At 58.4% G+C, this 24073-nt stretch carries 24 protein-coding genes; 10 read left to right on the plus strand and 14 right to left on the minus strand.

Annotation, left to right across the window (positions count from 1 at the left end; all coding sequences use genetic code 11):
• Positions 1–117 precede the first annotated feature (117 nt).
• Entirely contained in the window at positions 118–1317 is a 1200-nt protein-coding gene (gene tyrS, locus PMI23_RS01320) for a tyrosine--tRNA ligase (protein ID WP_007918909.1), read from the minus strand.
• Positions 1318–1529: 212 nt separating this feature from the next.
• Between tyrS and PMI23_RS01325 the strand changes: the two genes are divergently transcribed.
• Together PMI23_RS01325 and PMI23_RS01330 are read left to right on the plus strand one after the other, a co-directional pair.
• Positions 1530–2948 (plus strand): peptidoglycan DD-metalloendopeptidase family protein, encoded by a 1419-nt coding sequence (locus PMI23_RS01325; RefSeq protein WP_007918908.1) that lies wholly within the window; start codon positions 1530–1532, stop codon positions 2946–2948.
• 3 nt (positions 2949–2951) lie between these two features.
• Positions 2952–4043 (plus strand): anhydro-N-acetylmuramic acid kinase, encoded by a 1092-nt coding sequence (locus tag PMI23_RS01330; RefSeq protein WP_007918907.1) that lies wholly within the window; start codon positions 2952–2954, stop codon positions 4041–4043.
• 73 nt (positions 4044–4116) lie between these two features.
• Here the strand turns inward: PMI23_RS01330 and erpA are convergent, their stop codons facing one another.
• Together erpA and argC are read right to left on the minus strand one after the other, a co-directional pair.
• Positions 4117–4467, minus strand: coding sequence for an iron-sulfur cluster insertion protein ErpA (gene erpA, locus PMI23_RS01335; protein WP_007918905.1), 351 nt, complete (start codon positions 4465–4467; stop codon positions 4117–4119).
• A gap of 168 nt (positions 4468–4635) precedes the next feature.
• On the minus strand, positions 4636–5670 hold the full coding sequence (argC, locus tag PMI23_RS01340; RefSeq protein ID WP_007918900.1) for an N-acetyl-gamma-glutamyl-phosphate reductase: 1035 nt from the start codon (positions 5668–5670) through the stop codon (positions 4636–4638).
• Positions 5671–5803: 133 nt separating this feature from the next.
• Here argC and hemJ point away from each other — a divergent pair, with 133 nt between their 5' ends.
• The 6 genes from hemJ (at position 5804) to coq7 (ending at position 10381) form a co-directional block, all read left to right on the plus strand.
• Complete coding sequence (gene hemJ, locus PMI23_RS01345) at positions 5804–6232, plus strand: protoporphyrinogen oxidase HemJ (protein ID WP_007918898.1); 429 nt, start codon at positions 5804–5806, stop codon at positions 6230–6232.
• Between the two features lie 33 nt (positions 6233–6265).
• The gene (locus PMI23_RS01350) at positions 6266–7234 is read left to right on the plus strand and encodes an NAD(P)H-dependent flavin oxidoreductase (protein WP_007918896.1); all 969 of its coding nucleotides are present in this window, start codon (positions 6266–6268) and stop codon (positions 7232–7234) included.
• A 78-nt stretch (positions 7235–7312) separates the two neighbouring features.
• Positions 7313–8263: a DUF805 domain-containing protein gene (locus PMI23_RS01355; RefSeq protein ID WP_007918894.1), complete on the plus strand. Its 951-nt coding sequence runs from the start codon at positions 7313–7315 to the stop codon at positions 8261–8263.
• Between the two features lie 61 nt (positions 8264–8324).
• Complete coding sequence (locus PMI23_RS01360) at positions 8325–9113, plus strand: SDR family NAD(P)-dependent oxidoreductase (protein WP_042704868.1); 789 nt, start codon at positions 8325–8327, stop codon at positions 9111–9113.
• An 81-nt stretch (positions 9114–9194) separates the two neighbouring features.
• Positions 9195–9533, plus strand: a complete 339-nt coding sequence (locus tag PMI23_RS01365) for a histidine triad nucleotide-binding protein (protein ID WP_003228789.1) — start codon at positions 9195–9197, stop codon at positions 9531–9533.
• 200 nt (positions 9534–9733) lie between these two features.
• The gene (gene coq7, locus PMI23_RS01370) at positions 9734–10381 is read left to right on the plus strand and encodes a 2-polyprenyl-3-methyl-6-methoxy-1,4-benzoquinone monooxygenase (RefSeq protein ID WP_007918889.1); all 648 of its coding nucleotides are present in this window, start codon (positions 9734–9736) and stop codon (positions 10379–10381) included.
• Positions 10382–10491: 110 nt separating this feature from the next.
• On the opposite strand, the gene speD is transcribed toward coq7, so the two are convergent.
• Entirely contained in the window at positions 10492–11286 is a 795-nt protein-coding gene (gene speD, locus PMI23_RS01375; RefSeq protein WP_007918883.1) for an adenosylmethionine decarboxylase, read from the minus strand.
• A gap of 237 nt (positions 11287–11523) precedes the next feature.
• The gene (locus tag PMI23_RS01380) at positions 11524–11946 is read right to left on the minus strand and encodes an OsmC family protein (protein ID WP_007918882.1); all 423 of its coding nucleotides are present in this window, start codon (positions 11944–11946) and stop codon (positions 11524–11526) included.
• 236 nt (positions 11947–12182) lie between these two features.
• Here PMI23_RS01380 and crp point away from each other — a divergent pair, with 236 nt between their 5' ends.
• On the plus strand, positions 12183–12827 hold the full coding sequence (crp, locus tag PMI23_RS01385) for a cAMP-activated global transcriptional regulator CRP (RefSeq protein ID WP_007918881.1): 645 nt from the start codon (positions 12183–12185) through the stop codon (positions 12825–12827).
• A 9-nt stretch (positions 12828–12836) separates the two neighbouring features.
• On the opposite strand, the gene PMI23_RS01390 is transcribed toward crp, so the two are convergent.
• The 4 genes from PMI23_RS01390 to PMI23_RS01405 form a co-directional block, all read right to left on the minus strand.
• A complete protein-coding gene (locus PMI23_RS01390; RefSeq protein ID WP_007918880.1) occupies positions 12837–13538 on the minus strand; it encodes a lipoate--protein ligase family protein in 702 nt (233 codons plus the stop codon).
• A gap of 135 nt (positions 13539–13673) precedes the next feature.
• Entirely contained in the window at positions 13674–14510 is an 837-nt protein-coding gene (trpC, locus tag PMI23_RS01395) for an indole-3-glycerol phosphate synthase TrpC (RefSeq protein WP_007918803.1), read from the minus strand.
• Entirely contained in the window at positions 14507–15556 is a 1050-nt protein-coding gene (gene trpD, locus PMI23_RS01400; protein WP_007918805.1) for an anthranilate phosphoribosyltransferase, read from the minus strand. The genes trpC and trpD overlap by 4 nt, the downstream gene beginning before the upstream one ends.
• Positions 15557–15565: 9 nt before the next feature.
• On the minus strand, positions 15566–16159 hold the full coding sequence (locus PMI23_RS01405) for an aminodeoxychorismate/anthranilate synthase component II (RefSeq protein ID WP_007918806.1): 594 nt from the start codon (positions 16157–16159) through the stop codon (positions 15566–15568).
• 408 nt (positions 16160–16567) lie between these two features.
• Between PMI23_RS01405 and estP the strand changes: the two genes are divergently transcribed.
• Complete coding sequence (gene estP / locus PMI23_RS01410) at positions 16568–18475, plus strand: esterase EstP (RefSeq protein WP_007918807.1); 1908 nt, start codon at positions 16568–16570, stop codon at positions 18473–18475.
• Positions 18476–18648: 173 nt separating this feature from the next.
• Here the strand turns inward: estP and trpE are convergent, their stop codons facing one another.
• The 5 genes from trpE to PMI23_RS01435 all read right to left on the minus strand — a co-directional run bounded on the left by trpE (position 18649) and on the right by PMI23_RS01435 (position 24068).
• A complete protein-coding gene (trpE, locus tag PMI23_RS01415; RefSeq protein ID WP_007918809.1) occupies positions 18649–20130 on the minus strand; it encodes an anthranilate synthase component I in 1482 nt (493 codons plus the stop codon).
• Between the two features lie 71 nt (positions 20131–20201).
• Entirely contained in the window at positions 20202–21020 is an 819-nt protein-coding gene (locus PMI23_RS01420) for a phosphoglycolate phosphatase (protein ID WP_007918811.1), read from the minus strand.
• Positions 21017–21691: a ribulose-phosphate 3-epimerase gene (gene rpe / locus PMI23_RS01425; RefSeq protein ID WP_007918813.1), complete on the minus strand. Its 675-nt coding sequence runs from the start codon at positions 21689–21691 to the stop codon at positions 21017–21019. The genes PMI23_RS01420 and rpe overlap by 4 nt, the downstream gene beginning before the upstream one ends.
• A 114-nt stretch (positions 21692–21805) precedes the next feature.
• The gene (locus PMI23_RS01430) at positions 21806–22954 is read right to left on the minus strand and encodes an iron-containing alcohol dehydrogenase (RefSeq protein WP_007918817.1); all 1149 of its coding nucleotides are present in this window, start codon (positions 22952–22954) and stop codon (positions 21806–21808) included.
• A 289-nt stretch (positions 22955–23243) separates the two neighbouring features.
• Positions 23244–24068, minus strand: coding sequence for an ABC transporter permease (locus PMI23_RS01435; protein WP_007910157.1), 825 nt, complete (start codon positions 24066–24068; stop codon positions 23244–23246).
• Between the last annotated feature and the right edge of the window lie 5 nt (positions 24069–24073).

Raw genomic sequence — 24073 nt, forward strand, 5'->3', positions numbered from 1 at the left:
CTCGCCGCCGAAACCTACATAACTCATTGAATCTCAAGGAGTTTTCCGTTTCGTCTGCGCCGGAAGTGGGGCGAATTATAGACATCTAAAATTCGCCGTCAACACTTATTTTCAGAATCACTCAGATTTCAGAGTGATGCGTGCAAATGCCTTCTTGCCTGCCTGGCAAACGTGGGTCGCGCCCAGTACATATATAAAGGAGCGATCAACCACTTCACCATCGATGCGCACCCCACCAGACGCCAGCAGATCGCGCGCCGCCGCCGAGTTCTTCACCAGGCCTGCCTTATTAAGGACAGCCGCGATCGGCATATCTTCAGTAGAAGCCAGTTCGACCTCCGGCAGATCATCCGGCAACTCACCATCCTTCATACGGTTACCCGCCGCACGATGAGCGTTGGCCGCTGCCTCTTCACCATGGAAGCGCGCAACGATCTCTTCAGCCAGCTTGATTTTGACGTCGCGCGGATTGGCGCCCGCCTCTACATCGGCACGTAACGCATTGATCTCATCCATCGAGCGGAAGCTGAGCAGCTCGAAGTAACGCCACATCAACGCATCCGGAATCGAAACCAGCTTGCTGTACATGACGCCCGGCGCTTCCTGAATGCCGACGTAGTTGCCCAATGACTTGGACATCTTCTTCACGCCATCCAGCCCCTCAAGCAGCGGCATGGTCAGAATGCATTGAGCCTCTTGACCATAACCGCGCTGCAGCTCGCGCCCCATCAGCAAGTTGAACTTCTGATCAGTGCCACCCAACTCCACATCCGCGCGCAGGGCCACCGAGTCGTAACCCTGAACCAGCGGATAGAGAAACTCGTGAATCGCGATTGGCTGGTTAGTCGTGTAGCGCTTGTCGAAGTCATCACGCTCAAGCATGCGCGCGACGGTGTACTGTGAAGTCAGACGAATGAAGTCCGCCGGCCCCATCTGATCCATCCAGGTGGAGTTGAATGCAACTTCAGTTTTCGCCGGATCAAGAATCTTGAACACCTGAGTCTTGTAGGTCTCGGCGTTTTCCAGAACCTGCTCACGAGTCAGCGGAGGACGAGTGGCGCTCTTGCCGCTCGGATCACCGATCATCCCGGTGAAGTCACCTATAAGGAAGATTACCTGATGCCCCAGCTCCTGGAACTGGCGCAGCTTATTAATAAGCACGGTATGACCCAGGTGCAGATCCGGAGCGGTCGGGTCAAAACCAGCCTTGATCCGCAGCGGCTGGCCGCGCTTGAGCTTCTCGATCAGCTCGGACTCGACCAACAGTTCTTCCGCACCACGTTTAATCAGCGCTAGCTGCTCTTCAACCGACTTCATAACAGACCCGCAAGGCTCAGATTCAAAGGGAACCAACCATACAAGATCGCGCACCAATTACAAGTTTTGCCCGGCGCACGGACACCAATCCACAGACGTGCTGTCTGTAGACTTGCTTCAGAGATGATTTGGTTATATTTTATACAGTTATTTCATCTTCATCATGTCATTCATCTTTTCCAATTCATCATTTTTCAAAGTCAAAATTACCCATGACCACAGAACCGTCTAAAGCGCCTCCGCTTTACCCGAAGACCCACCTGCTCGCCGCAAGTGGAATCGCCGCCCTTCTCAGCCTGGCTCTCCTGGTATTTCCTTCCAGTGATGTAGAAGCCAAAAAGACGACCCTGAGCCTTGAACTGGAAAGTCCTGCTGAACAACTGACACAAGATCAAGACGCAGCTGATGCGACTCAAGCCACAAATGAGCCAGTAACTTCGCCGTTTGCTCAAATCGAAAACAGTAACGAAAACACCCCGCAAACCGCCGAAGCAGCACCTGCGCCAGCCGCCGAAAAGCCAAAGTCACCTGGCCACCGTGAAGTCATCGTTGCCAAGGGCGATACGCTGTCGACTCTGTTCGAAAAGGTCGGCCTGCCTGCCGCCTCCGTTCACGAAGTCCTGGCCAGCGACAAGCAAGCCAAACAATTCAGCCAGCTTAAACACGGCCAAAAACTCGAATTCGAATTGAACCCTGAAGGACAGCTGACCAGCTTGCACAGCAAGGTCAGCGACGTCGAAACCATTACCCTGACCAAGAATGACAAGGGTTATGCCTTCAACCGGGTTACCACAAAACCAACCGTTCGTACCGCTTACGTGCACGGCGTCATCAATAGCTCACTCTCGCAATCAGCGGCCCGTGCCGGCCTCTCGCACAGCCTGACCATGGATATGGCCAGTGTCTTCGGCTACGACGTCGACTTCGCTCAGGACATCCGTCAGGGTGACGAATTCGACGTGATCTACGAGCAGAAAGTGGTCAACGGCAAAGCCGTCGGCACTGGCCCCATCCTGTCCGCACGCTTCACCAACCGCGGCAAGACTTACACCGCCGTGCGTTACACCAACAAGCAAGGCAACAGCAGCTACTACACCGCTGATGGCAACAGCATGCGCAAGGCGTTCATCCGTACGCCGGTGGACTTCGCCCGCATCAGCTCGAAGTTCTCCATGGGCCGCAAGCACCCGATCCTCAACAAGATCCGCGCCCACAAAGGTGTCGACTACGCAGCGCCACGCGGCACGCCGATCAAGGCTGCCGGCGACGGTAAAGTACTGCTGGCCGGCCGCCGTGGCGGTTACGGCAACACCGTGATCATTCAGCACGGCAACACTTACCGTACCCTCTACGGCCACATGCAAGGCTTCGCCAAAGGCGTGAAAACCGGCGGTACCGTCAAGCAAGGCCAAGTGATCGGTTACATCGGCACTACCGGCCTGTCCACCGGCCCGCACTTGCATTACGAATTCCAGGTCAATGGCGTTCACGTCGATCCACTGGGCCAGAAACTGCCAATGGCCGATCCGATCGCCAAAGCCGAACGCGCTCGCTTCCTCGCACAGAGCCAACCGCTCATGGCACGCATGGATCAAGAGAAGGCCACCATGCTGGCTTCGAGCAAGCGTTAAGTCATGGCCCTGTATATCGGCGTAATGTCCGGAACCAGCCTCGACGGTCTGGACATTGCCCTGATCGAACAGTCCTCGGCGATCAATTTGATCGCCACGCACTACGTTCCCATGCCTGAATCCCTGCGCGCCGAGCTGCTCGGCTTGTGCGCCAGCGGCCCTGACGAAATCGCCCGCTCGGCGATTGCCCAACAGAACTGGGTGAAGCTCGCTGCGCAGGGCATTCACACCCTCCTAGCTCAGCAACAACTCAAACCCCAAGACATTCGAGCGATTGGCAGCCACGGCCAGACCATTCGCCACGAACCGGCGCGCGGCTTCACCGTGCAGATCGGCAACCCGGCCCTGCTGACCGAACTGACCGATATCACTGTCGTCAGCGACTTCCGCAGCCGCGATGTCGCAGCTGGCGGCCAAGGTGCTCCGTTGGTTCCTGCATTCCATGAAGCTTTGTTCGAAGAGCGTACCGGCAATCAGGCCGTCTTGAATGTCGGCGGTTTCAGCAATTTGAGTCTGATAGAGCCGACCAAGCCTGTAGCCGGTTTCGACTGCGGCCCTGGGAATGTGCTGATGGACGCCTGGATTCAGCAGCAGCGTGGTGAAAACTATGATCGTAATGGCGAATGGGCAAAAACCGGTACGGTAGAACCGATGTTGCTGGAAGCACTGCTCAGCGATCCGTTCTTTATTACCAAGGGCCCAAAAAGTACCGGCCGCGAAGTATTCAACCTGCCATGGCTGGAGCAGCATCTGTCACGGCTCCCAGCCTTCGCTGCGGAAAACGTGCAGGCCACGTTGCTTGAGCTGACTGCGCTGACCATCGTCGAGTCGCTGCACAGCGCTCAATCCGACACCCAAGAGTTGTTGGTCTGCGGCGGCGGCGCACACAACAGCACACTGATGAAACGCTTGGCCGAACTGCTACCCAACACGACGGTAGCCAGCACCCAGACTCACGGCGTTGATCCGGACTGGGTAGAAGCGATGGCTTTCGCATGGCTGGCCCATTGCTGCCTCGAAGGGATCGCCGCCAACCGCCCAAGCGTCACCGGCGCACGCGGTCTGCGGATACTCGGCGCCATCTATCCAGCCTGATCAACTCGCACACAGCAAAACGCCGCAGAACCGTAAGGCTCTGCGGCGTTTTGTTGTCTGTAACGAAGAGCGATCAGATCGAGAACGAAGACCCGCAACCACAGGTTGTGGTGGCATTCGGGTTCTTGATCACGAAGCGCGAACCTTCCAGACCTTCCTGGTAATCCACTTCAGCACCGGCCAGGTACTGGAAGCTCATCGGATCAACCACCAGACTCACGCCTTCGCGCTCAACGATCGTGTCGTCATCGGCCACGTCTTCATCGAAGGTGAAACCATATTGAAACCCTGAACAACCGCCGCCCGTAACGAATACGCGCAGCTTCAAGCGATCATTCCCCTCTTCATCGACCAGGCTCTTCACCTTGTGCGCAGCACCTTGAGTGAATTGCAAAGCCGTGGGGGTGAAGGATTCGACGCTCATGCTGACTATCTCCCGGCGTTACGCCGCCATAATGCGTGATGACGCGCATTATCCGCTTGTCCTAGAAAATCGGTCAACTATTGTTACGGTATATCAATAAAGCCGACGAGCTGTTCACAATGCAAAAAGGCCCGCTTGACGGGCCTTTTCGCTGTGCGGCTTAAAGTGTTACGGCAGCATACCGGCGTGGGACAGGCCGAAACGCTCGTCCAGCCCGAACAGAATGTTCATGTTCTGCACCGCCTGACCCGACGCGCCTTTGACCAAGTTGTCGATCACCGACAGTACGACCACAAGATCGCCATCCTGCGGACGGTGAACGGCGATACGGCAAACGTTGGCACCACGCACGCTACGGGTTTCCGGATGGCTGCCGGCAGGCATTACATCGACGAACGGTTCGTTGGCATAACGCTTTTCGAACAGCGCCTGCAGATCCACCGAGCGATCAACCACGGTCGCGTAGAGCGTCGAGTGAATGCCACGGATCATCGGGGTCAGGTGCGGAACGAAGGTCAGACCAACGTCCTTACTCGCTGCGCGACGCAGACCCTGGCGAATTTCCGGCAAGTGACGGTGACCCTTTACCGCATAGGCCTTCATGCTTTCCGAGGTCTCGGAGTACAACGAGCCTACAGCCGCACCACGACCGGCACCACTGACACCGGATTTGCAGTCGGCGATCAGACGCGAAGTATCGGCCAGTCCAGCTTCAAGCAGCGGCAGGAAACCCAGCTGCGTCGCGGTTGGATAGCAACCTGGCACAGCGATCAGGCGAGCTTTCTTGATCTGCTCGCGATTGACTTCCGGCAGGCCATAAACCGCCTCGTCCAGCAATTCAGGCGCGCCGTGCGGCTGGCCGTACCATTTGGCCCACTCTTCAGCGTCTTGCAGACGGAAGTCTGCCGACAGGTCGATGACCTTGGTGCCCGCCGCCAGCAATTCACCGGCCAATGCGTGAGCCACACCGTGCGGCGTGGCGAAGAACACCACGTCGCAAGCGCCGAGGGTCTTGATGTCCGGCACGCTGAAGGCCAGGCCGTCGTAGTGACCGCGCAGGTTCGGGTACATGTCAGCCACGGCCAGCCCGGCCTCGGATCGGGAAGTGATCACAACCACTTCTGCTTGCGGATGCTGCGCCAACAGACGCAGCAGTTCGACACCGGTGTACCCCGTGCCGCCGACAATACCGACCTTGACCATAACCTGCCCTCAAAGAACCCACTGGAAAGCCGTCGATAATAGGGGCCGCGCACGCCTGCGACAACCGTCAAGGTGACGTGCGGACGCTCAAGCCTCTACTATCCGGCTTACCGTGAATTAGGAATAACTAAAAATGCTCTATCTGTGGGTAAAAGCGTTTCACATTGTCAGCGTCGTTTGCTGGTTTGCCGGGCTGTTCTACTTGCCGCGTCTGTTCGTGTATCACGCGCAAAGCGAAGACACGATCAGCAAAGAGCGCTTCAGTGTCATGGAGCGCAAGCTGTATCGCGGCATCATGGGCCCGGCGATGATCGCCACGCTGATCTTCGGCGGCTGGCTGATCTATCTGAACCCGAGCCTCTTCAGCATGGGCGGCTGGATTCACGCCAAGCTGACCCTTGTCGTCTTGCTGATCGGCTACCACCACATGTGCGGCGCGCAGGTAAAACGTTTTGCCCGTGGCGAGAACACCCGCAGCCATGTCTTTTATCGCTGGTTCAATGAAGTACCGGTTCTGATATTGCTGGCTATCGTAATTCTGGTCGTGGTCAAGCCGTTCTAACTTCAACAACTACAGATCTTTGGGGTATCCATAATGTCGCTGCCCGCTTTGCTCGAACAACGTCTGCGTCTGCCCGTGGTGGCCGCGCCGATGTTTCTGATTTCCAACCCGGAACTGGTACTCGCCTGCTGCCGTAATGGCGTCGTTGGCAGCTTCCCGGCGCTGAACCAGCGTGAAAGTAGCGGGTTCAAGGCCTGGCTGGAACAGATCGAAGCGGGACTGGCGACACTTGAGAATCCGGCCCCCTATGCAGTGAACCTTATCGTGCACAACAGCAACCCGCGCTTGCAGGCGGACCTGAATATCTGCGTCGAACATAAAGTGCCGATCGTCATCACCAGCCTCGGCGCGGTAAAGGAATTGGTCGATGCGGTACACAGCTACGGCGGTCTGGTCTTCCATGACGTCACCACTCGCCGGCATGCAGAGAAAGCGGCCGAGGCCGGTGTCGACGGCTTGATCGCCGTTGCTGCGGGCGCCGGGGGCCATGCCGGGACCTGGAGCCCATTCGCGCTGATCGCGGAGATCCGCCAGATCTTCGATAAAACCCTGTTGCTTGCAGGATGTCTTAACCACGGTCATGAGATTCTCGCCGCGCAACTGCTCGGCGCGGATTTGGCCTACTTCGGTACGCGATTTATCGGCACCACCGAAAGTCATGCGCCTGACGCCTACAAGGAGATGCTGCTGACAGCCAAGGCTGCAGACATCATCCATACTCCAGCGGTGTCGGGGGTACCGGCGAGTTTTATGCGCCAGAGTCTGGAGGCGGCCGGCTTCGATATGGCGGCTCTGCAAGGTAAAGGCGAAGTGAATTTTGGTGACAAGCTCAAGCCGATCAGTGATGAAGCCAAAGCCTGGAAAACCGTGTGGTCTGCCGGTCAAGGCGTAGGGCAGATCGATGATCTGCCGAGCGTGGATGATTTGATCGCACGACTGGATGCCGAGTATCGCCAGGCACAGGAACGCGCGGCACAATTGCCGAAACGCTGGCCACGCTAAGAAAAACCAGGCCGGCCCCAATGGACTGGCCTTACACTGCTGACCTTTCAATTCATTCGCGACAAGGATGCCTCGGCCATGAGCGAACCCCGTTACAAGATCGTGTTCGACGGTGCTCTACAGCCCGGTGTCGATATCACCACTGCCAAACTCAATCTGGCGGATCTGTTCAAAAGCGATGTGACCGCGATTGAGCGCCTTTTTAACGGCAGCGTCGTCGCACTCAAGCGCGAACTCTCCCACAGTGATGCTCAAACGTACCTGCAGGCACTGAACAAAACCGGGATTGCTGCGCGAATCGAAACGGAAACAGCCATTGAGCTGAATCTGGCCGATGTCCATGAGCAGGCTCAGGTTGTTGCCGAACCTGACTCGCCTTACGCGGCACCTCGCGCCAACGTCGGTGAAAATCTGCCGGAGTTCGCCACGCTCAAGCCGTTCAGCGTCGAAGGGCGGATCGGACGCCTGCGTTTTCTGGCCTGGACAATGGTGCTGAGTCTGGTGACATTGCCCATTGTCGGCGTGTTCGCCCTGTTGGCTCTGGGGCTGGTCAGCGGTGATTCCACTACCGGCCTGATCATCGGCGGGATCTTCGCGTTTTTCCTGTTTATCGCTTTCCTGATTGTCAGCATTCTGTTCAGCGTTCAGCGTCTGCACGATATCGGCTGGTCGGGCTGGCTCTGGCTATTGAACCTTGTACCCTTTGTGGGCAGCTTCTTCCCGCTGGTGATCATGGTCGTACCGGGCAACACCGGCGCCAATCGCTATGGCCCTCCCCCTCCGGCAAACAGTACCGCAGTAAAAGTGCTGTGCTCCCTGTGGATTGTGTTCTTCGCGCTGATTTTTGCGGGTGGAATGCTGGGCGGGATCTCGGCGATCCAGCAGGAATACGAAAGCAACCTGGAAAGCAGCTACGAAAGTGGCTCGGTGACCACCGATGAAGTCGAAGTAGAAGTCGAATCACCCGTGGATTCCGCCGACGAAGCAGCCGAAGCGGCGCAGGCCCCTGTAGACTCTGCGAAAGAATGAACAGCGCTCCCCGCCGTGACACCCGCGTCGCTGGCGCGGAGCTGTTGCGATGGAGAATTGCATGACCCGTTACGCACTGATCACCGGCGCTTCCAGCGGCATTGGCTTGGCCATGGCCGAAGCGCTGGCCCGGCGCGGCCGCAGCCTGATTCTGGTGGCCCGACAGCGTGATCAGCTGGAAAGCATTGCGATCGAACTGACCCAGCGTTTTGGCGTCGAGGTGCTGTTCCGCGCCTGCGATCTGGGCGAGCCGCTGCGCTTGTCCGGTTTCTTGCTGGAGTTGGAAGAAGGCGACCGGCAGATCGACTTGCTGGTGAACTGTGCAGGCATTGGCACCTGCGGCCCGTTTCTCGCGCAGGACTGGATGACCGAGCAGGACCTGATCGAAGTGAACATCCTCGCCCTCACCCGCCTGTGCCACGCGATCGGCAACAGCATGGCGCTGCAGGGTGGCGGGCAGATTCTCAACGTTGCTTCGGTGGCCGCGTTCAATCCCGGCCCGTGGATGAGCACTTATTACGCCAGCAAAGCCTATGTTCTGCACTTCTCCGAAGCCTTGCGAGTAGAACTCAAGCAAAGTGCTGTGAAGGTTTCGGTGCTTTGCCCCGGCCCGACGCGCACGGCATTTTTCCGCACGGCGCAACTCAACAGCGACAAAATCAAAGACAGCAAATTGCTGATGAGCCCGGAGGAAGTTGCGCTGTACACCGTGCGCGCCCTCGACAAGAACCGGGCGATCATCATCCCGGGGCGCCGCAACCGCTGGTTCGCCTTTTTGCCGCGACTCGGTTCGCGCTGGCTCAATCGCACCATTGTCGGCATGGTCAACAAGGCTTACTGCCCGCGCTGAAATGCCCTACAGGTAAAACACTGGGCGGGATAAGCCGCCCTGCGTACACTCAGACCAGCCCAAACAACGGAGAAAACAGCAGTGGATACTCTGTTCACCAAGATCATCAACCGGGAGATCCCGGCCAAGATCATTTACGAAGACGACCAGGTTCTGGCGTTTCACGACATCGCCCCTCAGGCACCGGTGCATTTCCTGGTGATCCCGAAGAAACCGGTGCGCACCCTCAATGACCTGACCGAAGACGACAAGGCACTGGCCGGGCATATTCTGTTCACTGCACAGCGTCTGGCGCTGGAGCTGGGTTGCGAAGAAGGTTTCCGCGTGGTGATGAACTGCAACGAGAAGGGTGGCCAGACGGTCTACCACATTCATATGCACGTCCTCGGTCAGCGTCAGATGAACTGGCCACCGGGCTAATATCCAGCAAACCTGTGTAGGAGCTGCCGAAGGCTGCGATCTTTTGATCTTCGAGTATCAAAAACAAGATCAAAAGATCGCAGCCTTCGGCGGCTCCTACATAAAGCAAAAAGCACATCCAGTGTGACTGATGACCCAGCGCAAACCTTCCTCGGCCGATTCGGTTAAACTGGTCGCCGAGATTCTTCCCGGAGGTCAGCATGACTACCCAACGTCACTACTCGCCGATTGACCGTCTTCTGCTGCAAGCCGATGCCGCGATGCGTACCCTGCTGCCCTTCAGCGGCCAGCCGTACCGTCCGTCGCCAGCCATTCTGCAGCCGGATACGCAAATGAGCGACGAAGACACCCGCCACGTCGCCGGTCTGATGCGCATCAACCATACCGGTGAAGTCTGCGCCCAGGCGCTGTATCAGGGGCAGGCGCTGACCGCCAAGCTACCGCAGGTGCGCGCAGCCATGGAGCACGCGGCCGAAGAAGAGATTGATCACCTGGTGTGGTGCGAACAGCGCATTCATCAGTTGGGCAGCCATACCAGCGTTTTGAATCCACTGTTTTACGGTATGTCGTTCGGTATTGGCGCGGTAGCCGGGTTGATCAGCGACAAGGTCAGCCTCGGGTTTGTCGCGGCGACCGAGCATCAGGTGTGCAAACATCTGAATGAACATCTGGAACAACTGCCGGCCGAGGACGAGAAATCCCGGGCGATTCTCGAGCAGATGCGCATTGATGAAGAACATCATGCCGAAAGTGCTTTGGAGGCTGGTGGGTTCCGTTTTCCGGCACCGGTGAAATTCGGGATGAGTATTCTGGCCAAGGTGATGACCAAGAGTACTTATCGGATCTGAGAACGGTATTGCTGCAGAGGGCACCTTCGTGAGCAGGCTCGCTCCCACAGGGGTTCGTGCCAGGAATGAAAAAGGCGACCGAAAGGTCGCCTTTTTTGTGCCCGGGAATCTTAGGTCGGCATGTTGCGCGCGTAGAAGATTTCGAGCATTTCGTGTTTCACCCGGTCGGTCACCTGAGCGCGTTGCTCCGCAGACAGGTTGCTGGTGGCGTCGCCAAACAGGTAGTTATCCAGTTCGAAGTTCTTCAGCAGCATTTTGGTGTGGAACAGGTTTTCCTGGTACACGTTCACGTCGGTCATCTGGTACGCGTCGCGAGTGTCTTCGGACAAGTAGTTCTGGATCGAATTGATCTCGTGGTCGATGAAGTGCTTGTTGCCTTCAACGTCACGGGTGAAGCCGCGCACACGGTAATCCACAGTCACGATGTCCGAATCGAACTGGTGAATGAGGAAATTGAGCGCTTTCAGCGGTGAAATGACACCACAAGTCGACACATCGATGTCCACACGGAAAGTTGCAATACCGTCGTCCGGATGGATTTCCGGGTAGGTGTGCACCGTGATATGACTCTTGTCGAGGTGGGCCAGGATAATTTCGGGCAACGGGCCCGGCGATTCTTCGATCTGGCTTTCAGTCGGGGTTACCGGCTCTTCAGAAATCAGAATCGTGACGCTGGCGCCCTGAGGTTCATAGTCCTGACTGGCAATATTCAGGATGTTGGCACCAATGATCTCGACAACTTCTGTGAGAATCTGCGTCAGGCGTTTCGCGTTGTACTCTTGATTGATGTACTCAACGTAAGCCTGCTGGTCTTGCGGGGTTTCCGCGTAGCAGATGTCATAGATGTTGAAGCTCAAGGTCTTTGTCAGGTTATTGAACCCGTGGAGCTTGAGTTTGCTTTTCACCGTTAAAAACTCTCTATGTATGCGGCCCGGCCGCGTGATCAAGCATGCCCGTCAAGTGCGAACAACGCACCTGCGTAGGACGGTTAACACCTCTTCGCGATGGCGATTTTGGTTATCTGTTCAGGCGGCTGATCCGTCGGCTGACCGATCACTGCCCTGAAAAAAGTGGCGCATTATGCAGACGTCAGCGAGGGATCGCCAGAGTCTGCACTGCTTTTATGATAGTTGAATGTCGGTTCAACCGAGTTCGACGATTTCGTAATCGTGAGTGATTGCCACGCCAGCGGCGCCGAGCATGATCGAGGCCGAGCAATACTTCTCGGCGGACAGTTCGATCGCGCGTTTGACCTGGGCTTCTTTCAGACCACGACCCTTGACCACGAAATGCATGTGGATCTTGGTAAACACCTTCGGATCTTCGGTCGCGCGCTCTGCTTCGAGAAAGGCTTCGCAGCCTTCAACAGCCTGGCGGGACTTCTTCAGAATGCTGACCACGTCGAAGTTACTGCAACCGCCCACGCCCAGCAGGAGCATTTCCATCGGGCGAACACCCAGATTACGACCACCGGCGTCCGGCGGACCGTCCATCACCACGACATGACCGCTACCGGATTCGCCGAGGAACATGGCTTCGCCAGCCCATTGGATGCGTGCCTTCATCGCCCAGACTCCACTGTAAAAAAAGGGTCGCCAGCTTAGCACAGGGCTTTGCCCGGACAGCGAGCCACGTTCCTAGGACAGATGCTTCTGCCCTGTAGGTAATTTCTCGAATTTGCGACGAAGTGTCTGTTAAGCTGGCGCCAATTCGCTGGCGCCCATGCCGGCTGTGTAGCGACCGCCTTCAGCGCCTCATAAAAAAATCAAACATCACCGTGCAGTCTTTTCGGGATACAACCATGGTTGCTATTACCCCCACACCCAAAATCAAGAACCTCGACAAGCTGTTGATGCATTGTCAGCGCCGTCGCCATGCGGCCAAAAGCAATATCATCTGTGCGGGCGATCGCTCGGACACGCTGTACTTCATCATCAAGGGCTCGGTGACAATCCTGATCGAGGATGACGACGGCCGCGAGATGATCATCGCTTACCTTAATGCCGGGGATTTCTTTGGCGAATTGGGCCTGTTCGAGCAGGCGGGACAGGAACAGGAACGCAGCGCCTGGGTGCGGGCCAAGGTTGAATGCGAAACAGCAGAAATCAGCTACGCCAAGTTCCGCGAATTGTCGCAGCAAGACCCGGACATTCTTTACGTGCTTAGCGGACAAATCGCACAACGCCTGCGCAACACCACGCGCAAGGTTGGCGACTTGGCGTTCTTCGACGTGACCGGTCGTGTAGCCCGCTGCCTATTGGAGTTGTGCAAGCAGCCGGACGCGATGACGCACCCGGACGGCATGCAGATCAAGGTGACCCGTCAGGAAATCGGCCGGATTGTCGGTTGTTCGCGGGAGATGGTCGGTCGCGTGCTCAAGGATCTTGAGGAACGCAACCTGGTCGATGTGAAAGGCAAGACCATGGTGGTCTACGGTACGCGGTAAGCCCGAATATCAGGCGCTGTATATCTGCGCCAGCATCAGACGAAACAACTCATCGAGACGCGCCAAGGCCTGTGGCGCGTTGAATTTCTCATGCAGGGCAATGTGGCTTTCAGCCCGCACCCGTTGCTCCAGGCCGCATGCTTCGTTGAAGCGATTGACCGCCGCAACCATCGACTCGCGCTCGTTATCCATCAGCATCGCACCGTGTACCAGACCGACCGGACGCTGTCCGCCCTGGCTTTGGCGCCAGCGCTGGGCCGTGCCGACCATTTTGCGGCCATCGAGGTTGACGTTGAAGCGACCGTCGCAGAATGCGCCATCGATTTCGCCCAATGATGATGCGCCACCCAACTCGTCGAGCAACTGGCAGATCGGATCGCAGAGACGGTGGTAGCCGGTTTCGATGCGGTTCAGATCGCCTTCGCTGCGCGGTGGCGCATAGACGAGTGCGATATTGATTGTGGCGGCCGATTGCGGGACGGGCTCGCCGCCAGTTTCGCGCAAGAGCACCGGCCAGCCAGCGGCGGCAGAGACTTCGCAGGCACGGTCGAAACCGGGAAGACGATTGAGGCGGCGCGGCATGACCAGGGCGCGATCGCTGGGTTGCCAGAACAGCAGGCCGAATTCAGAGTCGCCGGCGCAGACCGAGGCCAGCAAATCCTGTTCGGCTTGCAGGCCGGCTTCGATGGTCAGGGGGGTTGGCAGCGACATGGAAGGCTCCGGCAGATCTGGAATTTTTGGGGATTTCTAATACCTCATCGCGAGCAGGCTCACTCCTACAATTGGAACGCGTTCCCCTGTAGGAGTGAGCCTGCTCGCGATGGCGTCGACTCGGTCTGGAGCGAATCAGTCGAGGGTCGAACCGCTGATGGAAGTGCCACGCTCCGGGAAGAACAGTCGCTGCAGTTCAGTGCCAGGATTTTCCGCGCGCATGAACGCTTCACCGACGAGGAACGAATAGACGTCGCTGATTTCCATCAATTCGACATCGGCGCGATTGAGAATACCGCTCTCGGTAATGACCAGACGATCGCGCGGAATGCGCGGCAGCAGGTCGAGGGTGGTTTCCAGGCTGACGTCGAAGGTGTGCAGATTGCGGTTGTTGACCCCGACCAGTGGTGTGTCGAGGGTTTTCAACGCGCGCTCCAGCTCATCGCCATCGTGTACTTCGACCAGCACATCGAGACCGACGCTTTTGGCGACGGCGGCCAGCTCGGCCATTTTCACGTCATCCAGTGCGGAGACGATCAACAGCACACAGTCGGCGCCCAGCGCACGGGCTTCAACGATCTGGTAAGGATCAATCATGAAGTCCTTGCGGATCACCGGCAGGCTGCACGCGGCACGAGCCTGTTGCAGGTACGCATCGGCGCCCTGGAAGTAATCGATATCGGTCAGTACGGAAAGACAGGTCGCCCCACCCTTCTCGTAGCTTTTGGCGATATCGGCGGGAACGAAGTCCTCGCGAATCACGCCTTTGCTCGGCGAGGCCTTTTTGATTTCGGCAATCACCGCAGGCTGCTTCTTCTTCGCCTGCGCCAGCAATGCCTGGGCGAAACCACGGGGTGCATCGGCCGCCTTGGCCAGACTTTCCAGCTCGCTCAGGCTGACGCGAGCGCTACGCTCGGCGACTTCCTGGACTTTACGCGCCAGAATGTTTTCCAGAACCGTCGGTACACTCATCCCTCATTCTCCACTCTGAATACCGCGGTAAAGGCACCCAGCTCCTCAAGTTTTTCCCGAGCGAGACCGGTGTGCAAGGCGTCGTGCGCAAGCTCGACGCCCTGTTTCAAACTACTCGCCACGTCGGCGGCGTACAGCGCGGCACCGGCGTTGAGCACAATCATTTCGGCGGCTTTCTGACCGTTTTCGGTCTTGCGCTTGCCGAGAGCATCGCGGATCAGTGCCAGCGACGCCTCCGGGCCTTCGACCGACAGACCGTGCAGGCTCTGGCTCTTCATGCCGAGATCTTCTGGCTCGACCCAATACTCGGTGATTTCGTTGTTCTTCAGTTCCGCCACAAAGGTTGGTGCGGCGAGACTGAACTCGTCCAGGCCGTCCTTCGAATGCACCACCAGCACATGCTTGCTGCCCAAGCGTTGCAAGACTTCGGCCAATGGCCGGCACAGTGCCTGGGTGAACACGCCCACCACCTGATGTTTCACCCCGGCCGGATTCGTAAGCGGGCCGAGCATGTTGAACAGTGTGCGCAAGCCGAGATCGCGGCGCGGGCCAGCGGCGTACTTCATGGCTTTGTGGTGAGTCTGGGCGAACATGAAACCGATACCGACGTTGTCGATGCAACGCGCTACCTGAACCGGCGTCAGGTTCAGATAGATGCCGGCAGCTTCGAGCAAGTCGGCGCTGCCGCTCTTGCCCGAGACTGCGCGGTTGCCGTGCTTGGCGACAGTGCAACCGGCAGCGGCAACAACAAACGAAGAAGCCGTCGACACGTTGAAGATATTGGCACCGTCACCGCCGGTACCGACCACATCGACCACGCCGTCGAGGGTCTTCAGTTCAACCTGATCGGCCAGCTCACGCATCACCGACACCGCGCCGACGATCTCGTCGATGCTCTCGCTCTTCATGCGCATGGCCATCATGAACGCGCCGATCTGCGCGTCAGTGCATTGGCCGGTCATGATTTCGCGCATCACATCGCGCATCTCATCGGTGCTGAGGTCGAGGTGATCGACGATACGGCTCAGGGCTGTCTTGATATTCATGGGAAGTCCTTAGCGCGTGCCGCCGGTTTGTTTGAGGAAGTTGGCAAACAGTTCATGACCCTGCTCGGTCAGGATCGACTCGGGGTGGAACTGTACGCCCTCAATGTTCAGGGTCTTGTGACGCAGGCCCATGATTTCGTCGACCGAACCGTCATCGTGCTGGGTCCATGCGGTCAGTTCCAGGCAATCGGGCAACGTGTCGTGCTTGACGATCAGCGAGTGGTAACGGGTGACCGTCAGCGGATGGTTCAGGCCAGCGAAAACGCCCTTGTCCTCGTGGAATACCGGACTAGTCTTACCGTGCATTACCTGACGCGCGCGCACTACATCGCCGCCAAAAGCCTGGCCGATGGACTGGTGACCCAGGCAGACGCCGAGGATTGGCAGTTTGCCGGCAAAGTGCTTGATGGCTTCGATGGAGATACCGGCCTCGGTCGGCGTGCACGGGCCTGGGGACACCACGATGCGCTCAGGCTTGAGTGCTTCGATTTCGGCGACGGTCAATTCGTCGTTGCGCACGACTTTGACGTCGGCACCCAATTCGCCAAGGTATTGCACAACGTTGTAAGTAAAGGAGTCGTAGTTGTCGATCATCAGCAACATGGCGTTTCGAACCTCTTGAATTCTGATTTGAAAACAGCCTTCAGATCACTTGCCCGCAGGGCGCTGCACGATGTCGGACGCAGATAGACGCGGCGGCACAGCGGCATTTCAAACAGGCAAGGAAGGCAAAGCGATACAGATCCGGCGGGGCCGGCAGAAAAGATTCAGGCGCGCCAACGCCAGCGGGCGTGTGCCTTGATGACTTGATCCAGAAGTTTGCTGGTGATCAACACGGGGAAGGTCTCGTTCATACGTTCCAGCACAGTAACTTAGCTGGGCGGGGCGTGCAATATGGCCGGGGCTTTGGGGAATAAATCCAGGGGAGGATTCGCGACCGATGGCAAAACGCCGGGAGTTTTTGGTACTGTCGTTTCGTTCACCTACAACAATAAATAAACGGACTTGCTCATGATCAAACAGACGTTGTTTGTACCGCTGGCCGGCTGCCTGCTCGCACTGGCCTGCGCCCAGGCCAACGCAGCGCCCAATCCTTATTCCAGTTTCATTGTGTTTGGCGACAGCCTCAATGATGCCGGTACCTTCACCGACACTGGCGGACCGGCCGGCTCCACCGAGCGTTACACCAACCGGACCGGGCCGGTGTATCAGGATGGCAGCGGGGAACTGTATTCATTGAACTCCACGCAGTTGCTCGGCGGACGCCTTGGCTTTTCGCCAGACCAGACAGCCTCTTCCAGTTCCGCCGTGCGCGCCGAAAACGGCCAGCCGGACGGCAACAACTGGGCGGTTGGCGGTTATCGCACCGACCAGATCCTCGACTCGATCACGACGCAATCCGCCACCGGTGAACGCACCCGTGCCGGTTACCTGCCCTCAAACGGCTTCCGCGCCGACCCGAATGCGCTGTATTACATTTCCGGCGGCGGTAACGACTTCCTGCAAGGACGAATTCTCAGCCTGCCGCAAGCCAACGCCGCCGCCGATCGGCTGGCCGACAGCGTGCAAACCCTGCAAACCGCCGGTGCCAAATACGTGATGGTCTGGCTGTTGCCTGATGTTGGCCTGACGCCAGCGATCAACGGTACGCCACTGCAAACCTTCAGCAGTCAACTCGCCACCCAGTTCAACAGTCAGTTGGTCACACGCCTGCAAGGCATCAACGCCGAAATCATTCCGCTGAACATTCCGGTACTGCTCTCGGAAGTGTTCGCCGATCCTGGGCGCTTTGGCCTCGCGACCGATCAGAACCTGACCGCGACCTGCTTCAGCGGCAATAGCTGCACCGAGAACGCCCGTTACGGGATCAACAGCGCGACACCCGATCCGAGCAAGCTGATCTACAACGACGGCGTGCATCCAACCGAGGCCGGACAAAAACTGATCTCCGATTACGCCTACTCCCTGCTCGCCGCGCCGTGGGAACTGACGCTGCTACCAGAAATGGCCCACGCCACAGTGCGCGCGCATCAGGATGAACTGCGCAACCAATGGCAGGCGGATTGGGAGAATTGGCAAGCGGTCGGTCAATGGCGCGCCATTGTCTCGGCGGGCGGCCAGCATCTGGATGTCGACAGCCAAAGCAGCGGCGCCAGCGCTGATGGCAGCGGATACAACCTCAACGTCGGTGGCAGCTATCGCTTGAATGAAGCCTGGCGCGTCGGTGTGGCGGGCGGTTTCTACCGGCAGAATCTGGAGGCCGGTCATAACGATTCGGACTACAAACTCAACAGCTACATGGCCACGGCATTTGCCCAGTACCAGCAAAACCGCTGGTGGGCTGACGCGGCGTTGACCGGTGGCAAACTCGACTACGACAACCTCAAGCGCAAGTTTGATCTGGGCGCCAGCGAAGGTGCGGAGAAAGGCGACACTGACGGCAGCCTCTGGGCCTTCAGCGCGCGTGTCGGTTACGACATTGCCCAGCCGGGCAGCGAGTGGCACCTGTCGCCATTCGTCAGCGCCGATTACGCCAGCGTTGATGTCGATGGCTACTCCGAGAAGAGCAATCGCGCCACGGCGCTGACCTTCGATGATCAGACCCGCGACTCGAAACGCCTGGGGCTGGGCTTGCAGGGCAAGTACAACATTACTCCGCAAACCCAGGTGTTCGGCGAATACGCCCACGAGCGTGAATACGAAGATGACGTACAAAAGGTCAACATCGCGCTCAATACCTTGCCGGCCAACGACTTCACACTTGAGGGCTATACGCCGCAAAGTCATTTGAACCGCTTGAGTCTGGGTGTGAGCCACAAACTCACGGCGGATCTGGCGCTGCGTGGCGGTTATTCGTTGCGCAAGGATGATGATTTTACCCAGCAGGGCGTTAACGTCGGGGTAGTTCTGGACTTTTAAACCCCTGGCACAAAAAAAGCGGCGCCCTCGCAGGCGCCGCTTTTTTATTGCCGAACACAGATCAAAATGCAGGAGTGAACCTGCTAGCGATTGCGGTGATTCACTCAACAAATCCGTTGAATGTTAATCCGCTATCGCGAGCAGGCTCACTCCTACGAGGGTTTTGTGTGGACTCAGGCTTCCGGGGTTTGCTCGGCCAGCGCCACGGCACGGAACATCGCGCGGCGTTTGTTCAGGGTTTCTTCCCATTCCAGCGCCGGCACCGAGTCGGCAACGATGCCGCCACCGGCCTGCACGTGCAGCTCGCCGTTCTTGATCACTGCCGTGCGAATCGCGATTGCAGTGTCCATGTTGCCGTTCCAGGCGAAATAACCGACCGCGCCACCGTACACACCACGCTTGACCGGCTCCAGTTCGTCGATGATTTCCATCGCGCGAATCTTCGGCGCACCCGACAAGGTGCCCGCCGGCAGAATCGCCCGCAGTGCGTCCATCGCCGTCAACCCGGCCTTCAACTGGCCGGTAACGTTGGAGACGATGTGCATCACATTGGAATAACGTTCGATGACCATTTTCTCGGTGAGCTTCACCGAGCCGATTTCCGAAACACGACCGGTATCGTTACGGCCCAGATCGATCAGCATCAAGTGCTCGGCGATCTCTTTGTCGTCCGACAGCAGATCTTCTTCCAGCGCCACATCTGCTTCTTCGGTGGCGCCACGTGGGCGAGTACCGGCAATCGGGCGCACGGTGATCAGATTGTCTTCAACCCGCACCAGCACTTCCGGCGAACTGCCGACGACGTGGAAGTCGCCGAAGTTGAAGAAGTACATGTACGGCGTCGGATTGAAGCAACGCAGGGCGCGGTACAGATCGATCGGCGCAGCCTTGAAGTCGATCGACATGCGCTGCGACGGCACGACCTGCATGCAGTCACCGGCAAGGATGTATTCCTTGATGGTGTCGACGGCTTTTTCGTAATCGTCCTGAGTGAAACTGGAGCGGAATACTGGATCAGCGGATTGCTGCTTGCTGAAATCCAAGCCTCGGCGCGGAGTGATCGGCTGGCGCAGTTTCTCGAGCAACGCCTGCAATTGCGCCTGACCTTGTTCGAAGGCATCCGCCTGCGCGGGGTCGGCCAGCACGATCGCGTGCATCTTGCCGGCGAGGTTGTCGAACACCACAACGGCGTCAGAAACCATCAGCAAAATATCCGGCACGCCCAGCGGATCCGGGTTCGGGCACTTGCCCAAGCGCTTCTCGACATAACGCACGCAGTCGTAACCGAAGTAACCGACCAGGCCGCCGTTGAAACGCGGCAGACCGGCAATGGTCGGTACGTTATAGCGCGCTTTGAAGGTTTCAACGAAGGCCAGCGGGTCTTCAACATCGTGGCTTTCGGTTTCAACGCCATCAACGGTGATGCTGACGTGATGGTCGTGAACCCGCAGCACGGTGCGGCACGGCAGACCAATGATCGAGTAACGGCCCCACTTCTCGCCGCCCTGCACCGATTCAAGCAGGTAGGAGTTGGGCTGGTCGGCCAGTTTCAGGTAGATCGACAGCGGCGTGTCGAAGTCAGCCAGGGTTTCGCAGGCCAACGGAATGCGGTTGTAGCCGTCAGCGGCCAAGCGCAGGAATTCTTCGCGGATCATAAGGTGCCTCGTGGTGTGAGGGGCAAATCAGTCAGGTATGCAAACGCGCCGGCAGGCCGGCCAGGAACAAGTCAGGCGCGCCAACGCCAGCGGGCCAGGGCCTTGATGACTTTCATCCAGAGTTTGCGAGTGACCACCACGATGGCGTTTCCAGAACGGGATTGAGCAGCGTCGGGCAACGTTATCTCAGCGGCGGAACCTAGGCAACCGGGAATTAGCTTGCGCAGATCGTCGATGACCAGCGCCGGTGATTCTTCGGCAATCGGTCGGCCATGGTTGTAGCCATAACTCAGCGCTACGCATTTGACCCCCGCCGCTTTCGCCGCCAGCACATCGCTGCGCGAGTCGCCGACGAACAACGATTGCGAGGCCGGAATGTTGGCCATTTTCATTACAAAAAACAGCGCGGCTGGATCCGGTTTCTTCTGCGGCAAGGTATCGCCGCCAATGATCCACTTGAAGTAGCGGCCGATTTTCATCTGATCCAGCAACGGCGCGACGAAGCGCTCCGGCTTGTTGGTGATCAGCGCCATGGCCACGCCCTGCTTGTGCAGCCACTTGAGAGTGTCGCGCACGCCGGGATAGACCACGGTCAGCTCATGGCTGGCGCCGTAGGCTTGCATGAACACTTCCAGTGCATGCTCGGCCTCAACGTCATCCACCGCCGAATGATCGATGCCACCGGCCAAGGCGCGGCGCACCAGGACCGGCGCGCCGTTGCCCACCCACTCGCGCACCGATTCGATGCCCGCAGGTTGGCGGCCAAGTGAGAGCAGCATGGTGTCCACCGCCGCTGCCAGGTCTGGAACCGAGTCGATCAGTGTGCCATCCAGATCGAACATCACCAGCCGTGGCAGTTTCCCCGGGAACAGCTGCTCAAACCCGCTCATGGGCGCGCCAGCGCCAGTTCGGAACGCATCTTGTCGATGACTTCCTGATAGTTCGGCGCATTGAAGATCGCCGAGCCGGCAACAAAGGTGTCAGCGCCCGCAGCGGCGATTTCGCGGATGTTGTTGACGTTGACGCCGCCGTCGATTTCCAGACGGATGTCACGGCCAGAGGCATCGATGATCGCTCGCGCTTCGCGCAGTTTGTCGAGGGTGCCGGGAATGAATTTCTGCCCGCCGAAGCCTGGGTTGACGCTCATCAGCAAGACCATATCGACCTTGTCGATCACGTACTTGAGCACGTCCAGCGGCGTCGCCGGGTTGAACACCAGACCGGATTTGCAGCCGCCTTCACGGATCAGTTGCAGCGAACGATCAACGTGCAGCGTGGCTTCCGGGTGGAAGGTGATGTAGGTGGCGCCGGCTTCGATGAAGTCGCCAACGATACGATCCACCGGGCTGACCATCAGGTGCGCATCGATCGGCGCGGTGACGCCGTACTTGCGCAATGCCGCGCAGACCATCGGACCGATGGTCAGGTTTGGCACGTAGTGATTGTCCATGACGTCGAAGTGGACGAAGTCGGCGCCAGCGGCAAGAACGTTGTCTACTTCCTCGCCGAGGCGGGCGAAGTCGGCGGAGAGAATCGACGGAGCAATTACGAAGGGCTGCATGACGCACCTTTTCTGAGCTAAATCACGATGGCGCGCATTGTATACCTCAAGTTTCCAAGCGCGCACCGTGACCGCGATGATTGGGTTGTGCCATGACGGAGGACCGGCGCTGACTCAATACGCCGCGCGGTAGATCTTCTCGATGTCCCCAGCGCTGAGTTTGCGCGGATTGTTGCGCATCAGCCGCTCAATGCCCGCCGCTTCCACGGCCATCGCCGGGATTGCCTCTTCCGGCACACCGAAACTGCGCAGCCCGGCCGGAATTTCCACGGCTGCGCACAGATCGCTCATTGCCTGCACGGCTTTATCCGCTGCTTCGGCGGCACTCAGATGAGCAGTCTTCACCCCCATGGCTTCGGCAATATCCTGCATGCGTTCGACGCAGGCCATCTTGTTCCAGGTCATGACATACGGCAGCAGCAAGGCATTGCTGACGCCATGGGCAATGTTGAAACGCCCGCCCAGCGGATACGCCAGCGCATGCACCGCGCCGACCCCGGCATTGCCGAACGCCATGCCGGCCATCAGGCTGGCGGTGGCCATGTCTTCGCGGGCTTGCAGGTTGGTGCCGTTGGCGTAGGCCTTGGGCAACGCGTTGGCGATCAGCTTGATGGCGCCGATGGCCAGCGAGTCGGTGATCGGCGAGGCATTCACCGACAGATAGGATTCGATGGCGTGCACCAGCGCGTCGACACCACTGGCGGCGGTGACGCTGCGCGGGCAGGTCAGGGTCATCTGCGGGCTGACCAGCGCCACGTCCGGTAATAGAAAGTCGCTGACGATGCCTTTCTTCAACTGCGCGACTTTGTCCGAGAGGATCGCGACGTTGGTAACTTCGGAACCGGTGCCGGCGGTGGTCGGGATGGCGATCAGCGGCGGGCCTTTGCGCGGCACCTGGTCGACGCCGAACAGGTCCTCCAGCGCGCCGTGGTAACCGGCGTAGGCGGCGACGCTTTTGGCGATGTCGATGGCACTGCCACCACCGAGACCGATCAAGCCGTCATGCCCGCCTTCGCGGTAAACACGCATGCAGTCTTCGACGATGGCAATTTCCGGGTCTGGCAAAACGCGGTCAAAAATCTCGTAGTCGCGACCACCGAGTTGCACCAGCGCCAGCTCTACCGTGCCGGATTTGACCAGCGCGGCATCGGTGACGATCAATGGGTTGTCGATGTCGAGGCGTGTGAGTTCGGCGGCCAGTTGTTCGATGGCGGCGGCGCCGGTGATCAGTTTATGAGCGATTTTGAACTGGGACAGACTCATCGTGCGCAGCCTCTTATAGATGTGGGAGCTGGGCACAAGATTAGCTGGGGAATTGGGGTTGTCTGCTATTCATCTGGTGAATGACCCGTTAAGGGCAAGAGCAAGAGCCCCTCACCCTAACCCTCTCCCGGAGGGAGAGGGGACTGACCGCGTTGTACTCTCGAAGTACACCGACCTGAAATACCGAGTCGAACTCAGGCCTCGAAAGCCATGAAGATCTGCTCCCTTCCCCCCTCGCCCCCCCTGGGGGAGAGGGCTGGGGTGAGGGGGTAAGCTTTTGATCTGGCCCTTAAACCTGAGCAGTGCGCAGTTTCTCGCTGCGCCCACGCAACCATTCCAGGGTCAGCAGCAGAATCACCGAGAAAGCGATCAGCAAGGTCGCGGCAGCGGCGATGGTCGGGCTGAGGTTCTCCCGAATCCCGCTAAACATCTGCCGAGGCAACGTCGCCTGCTCAGGCCCGGCAAGAAACAACGTCACCACCACCTCATCAAACGAAGTCGCAAACGCAAACAGCGCCCCGGAAATCACCCCCGGCGCAATCAACGGCAAGGTCACCCGACGGAACGCAGTCAACGGCGATGCGCCCAGACTCGCGGCAGCCCGCACCAGATTATGGTTAAACCCCTGCAACGTCGCCGACACGGTGATGATCACAAACGGCACACCCAACACCGCGTGCACCACGATCAGCGAGAAGAAGCTGTTGCCCAACCCCAACGGCGCGAAGAACAGATAACTCGCCACACCGATGATCACCACCGGCACCACCATCGGCGAAATCACCAGCGCCATCACCAGCGCTTTACCGGGGAAGTCACCGCGAGTAAGACCGATCGCCGCCAGCGTACCGAAGACCATTGCCAGTACCGTCGCCGCCGGGGCAACAATGATGCTGTTCTTCAGTGCGCGCATCCATTCCGCCGAGGCGAAGAAGTCGTGGTACCACTGCAGCGAGAAACCCTGCAGCGGATAGACCAGAAAACTCCCCGAGTTGAACGACAGCGGAATGATCACCAGCACCGGCAGAATCAGGAACAACAGAATCAAGCCGCAGAGAATCCGCAGGCTGTAGAACCACACCCGTTCAATGGGCGACATGTAAGGACTCAGCATTTCGA

It is taken from the genome of Pseudomonas sp. GM24, from assembly GCF_000282235.1.
Taxonomy (GTDB): domain Bacteria; phylum Pseudomonadota; class Gammaproteobacteria; order Pseudomonadales; family Pseudomonadaceae; genus Aquipseudomonas.

What these genes read in the sequence shown, in the direction of transcription:
- tyrS (WP_007918909.1), bottom strand. Translation starts at nt 1,317, where the DNA reads ATGAAGTCGGTTGAAGAGCAGCTAGCGCTGATTAAACGTGGTGCGGAA.
- PMI23_RS01325 (WP_007918908.1), top strand. Translation starts at nt 1,530, where the DNA reads ATGACCACAGAACCGTCTAAAGCGCCTCCGCTTTACCCGAAGACCCAC.
- PMI23_RS01330 (WP_007918907.1), top strand. Translation starts at nt 2,952, where the DNA reads ATGGCCCTGTATATCGGCGTAATGTCCGGAACCAGCCTCGACGGTCTG.
- erpA (WP_007918905.1), bottom strand. Translation starts at nt 4,467, where the DNA reads ATGAGCGTCGAATCCTTCACCCCCACGGCTTTGCAATTCACTCAAGGT.
- argC (WP_007918900.1), bottom strand. Translation starts at nt 5,670, where the DNA reads ATGGTCAAGGTCGGTATTGTCGGCGGCACGGGGTACACCGGTGTCGAA.
- hemJ (WP_007918898.1), top strand. Translation starts at nt 5,804, where the DNA reads ATGCTCTATCTGTGGGTAAAAGCGTTTCACATTGTCAGCGTCGTTTGC.
- PMI23_RS01350 (WP_007918896.1), top strand. Translation starts at nt 6,266, where the DNA reads ATGTCGCTGCCCGCTTTGCTCGAACAACGTCTGCGTCTGCCCGTGGTG.
- PMI23_RS01355 (WP_007918894.1), top strand. Translation starts at nt 7,313, where the DNA reads ATGAGCGAACCCCGTTACAAGATCGTGTTCGACGGTGCTCTACAGCCC.
- PMI23_RS01360 (WP_042704868.1), top strand. Translation starts at nt 8,325, where the DNA reads ATGACCCGTTACGCACTGATCACCGGCGCTTCCAGCGGCATTGGCTTG.
- coq7 (WP_007918889.1), top strand. Translation starts at nt 9,734, where the DNA reads ATGACTACCCAACGTCACTACTCGCCGATTGACCGTCTTCTGCTGCAA.
- PMI23_RS01380 (WP_007918882.1), bottom strand. Translation starts at nt 11,946, where the DNA reads ATGAAGGCACGCATCCAATGGGCTGGCGAAGCCATGTTCCTCGGCGAA.
- crp (WP_007918881.1), top strand. Translation starts at nt 12,183, where the DNA reads ATGGTTGCTATTACCCCCACACCCAAAATCAAGAACCTCGACAAGCTG.
- PMI23_RS01390 (WP_007918880.1), bottom strand. Translation starts at nt 13,538, where the DNA reads ATGTCGCTGCCAACCCCCCTGACCATCGAAGCCGGCCTGCAAGCCGAA.
- trpC (WP_007918803.1), bottom strand. Translation starts at nt 14,510, where the DNA reads ATGAGTGTACCGACGGTTCTGGAAAACATTCTGGCGCGTAAAGTCCAG.
- trpD (WP_007918805.1), bottom strand. Translation starts at nt 15,556, where the DNA reads ATGAATATCAAGACAGCCCTGAGCCGTATCGTCGATCACCTCGACCTC.
- PMI23_RS01405 (WP_007918806.1), bottom strand. Translation starts at nt 16,159, where the DNA reads ATGTTGCTGATGATCGACAACTACGACTCCTTTACTTACAACGTTGTG.
- estP (WP_007918807.1), top strand. Translation starts at nt 16,568, where the DNA reads ATGATCAAACAGACGTTGTTTGTACCGCTGGCCGGCTGCCTGCTCGCA.
- trpE (WP_007918809.1), bottom strand. Translation starts at nt 20,130, where the DNA reads ATGATCCGCGAAGAATTCCTGCGCTTGGCCGCTGACGGCTACAACCGC.
- PMI23_RS01420 (WP_007918811.1), bottom strand. Translation starts at nt 21,020, where the DNA reads ATGAGCGGGTTTGAGCAGCTGTTCCCGGGGAAACTGCCACGGCTGGTG.
- rpe (WP_007918813.1), bottom strand. Translation starts at nt 21,691, where the DNA reads ATGCAGCCCTTCGTAATTGCTCCGTCGATTCTCTCCGCCGACTTCGCC.
- PMI23_RS01430 (WP_007918817.1), bottom strand. Translation starts at nt 22,954, where the DNA reads ATGAGTCTGTCCCAGTTCAAAATCGCTCATAAACTGATCACCGGCGCC.
- PMI23_RS01435 (WP_007910157.1), bottom strand. Translation starts at nt 24,068, where the DNA reads ATGCTGAGTCCTTACATGTCGCCCATTGAACGGGTGTGGTTCTACAGC.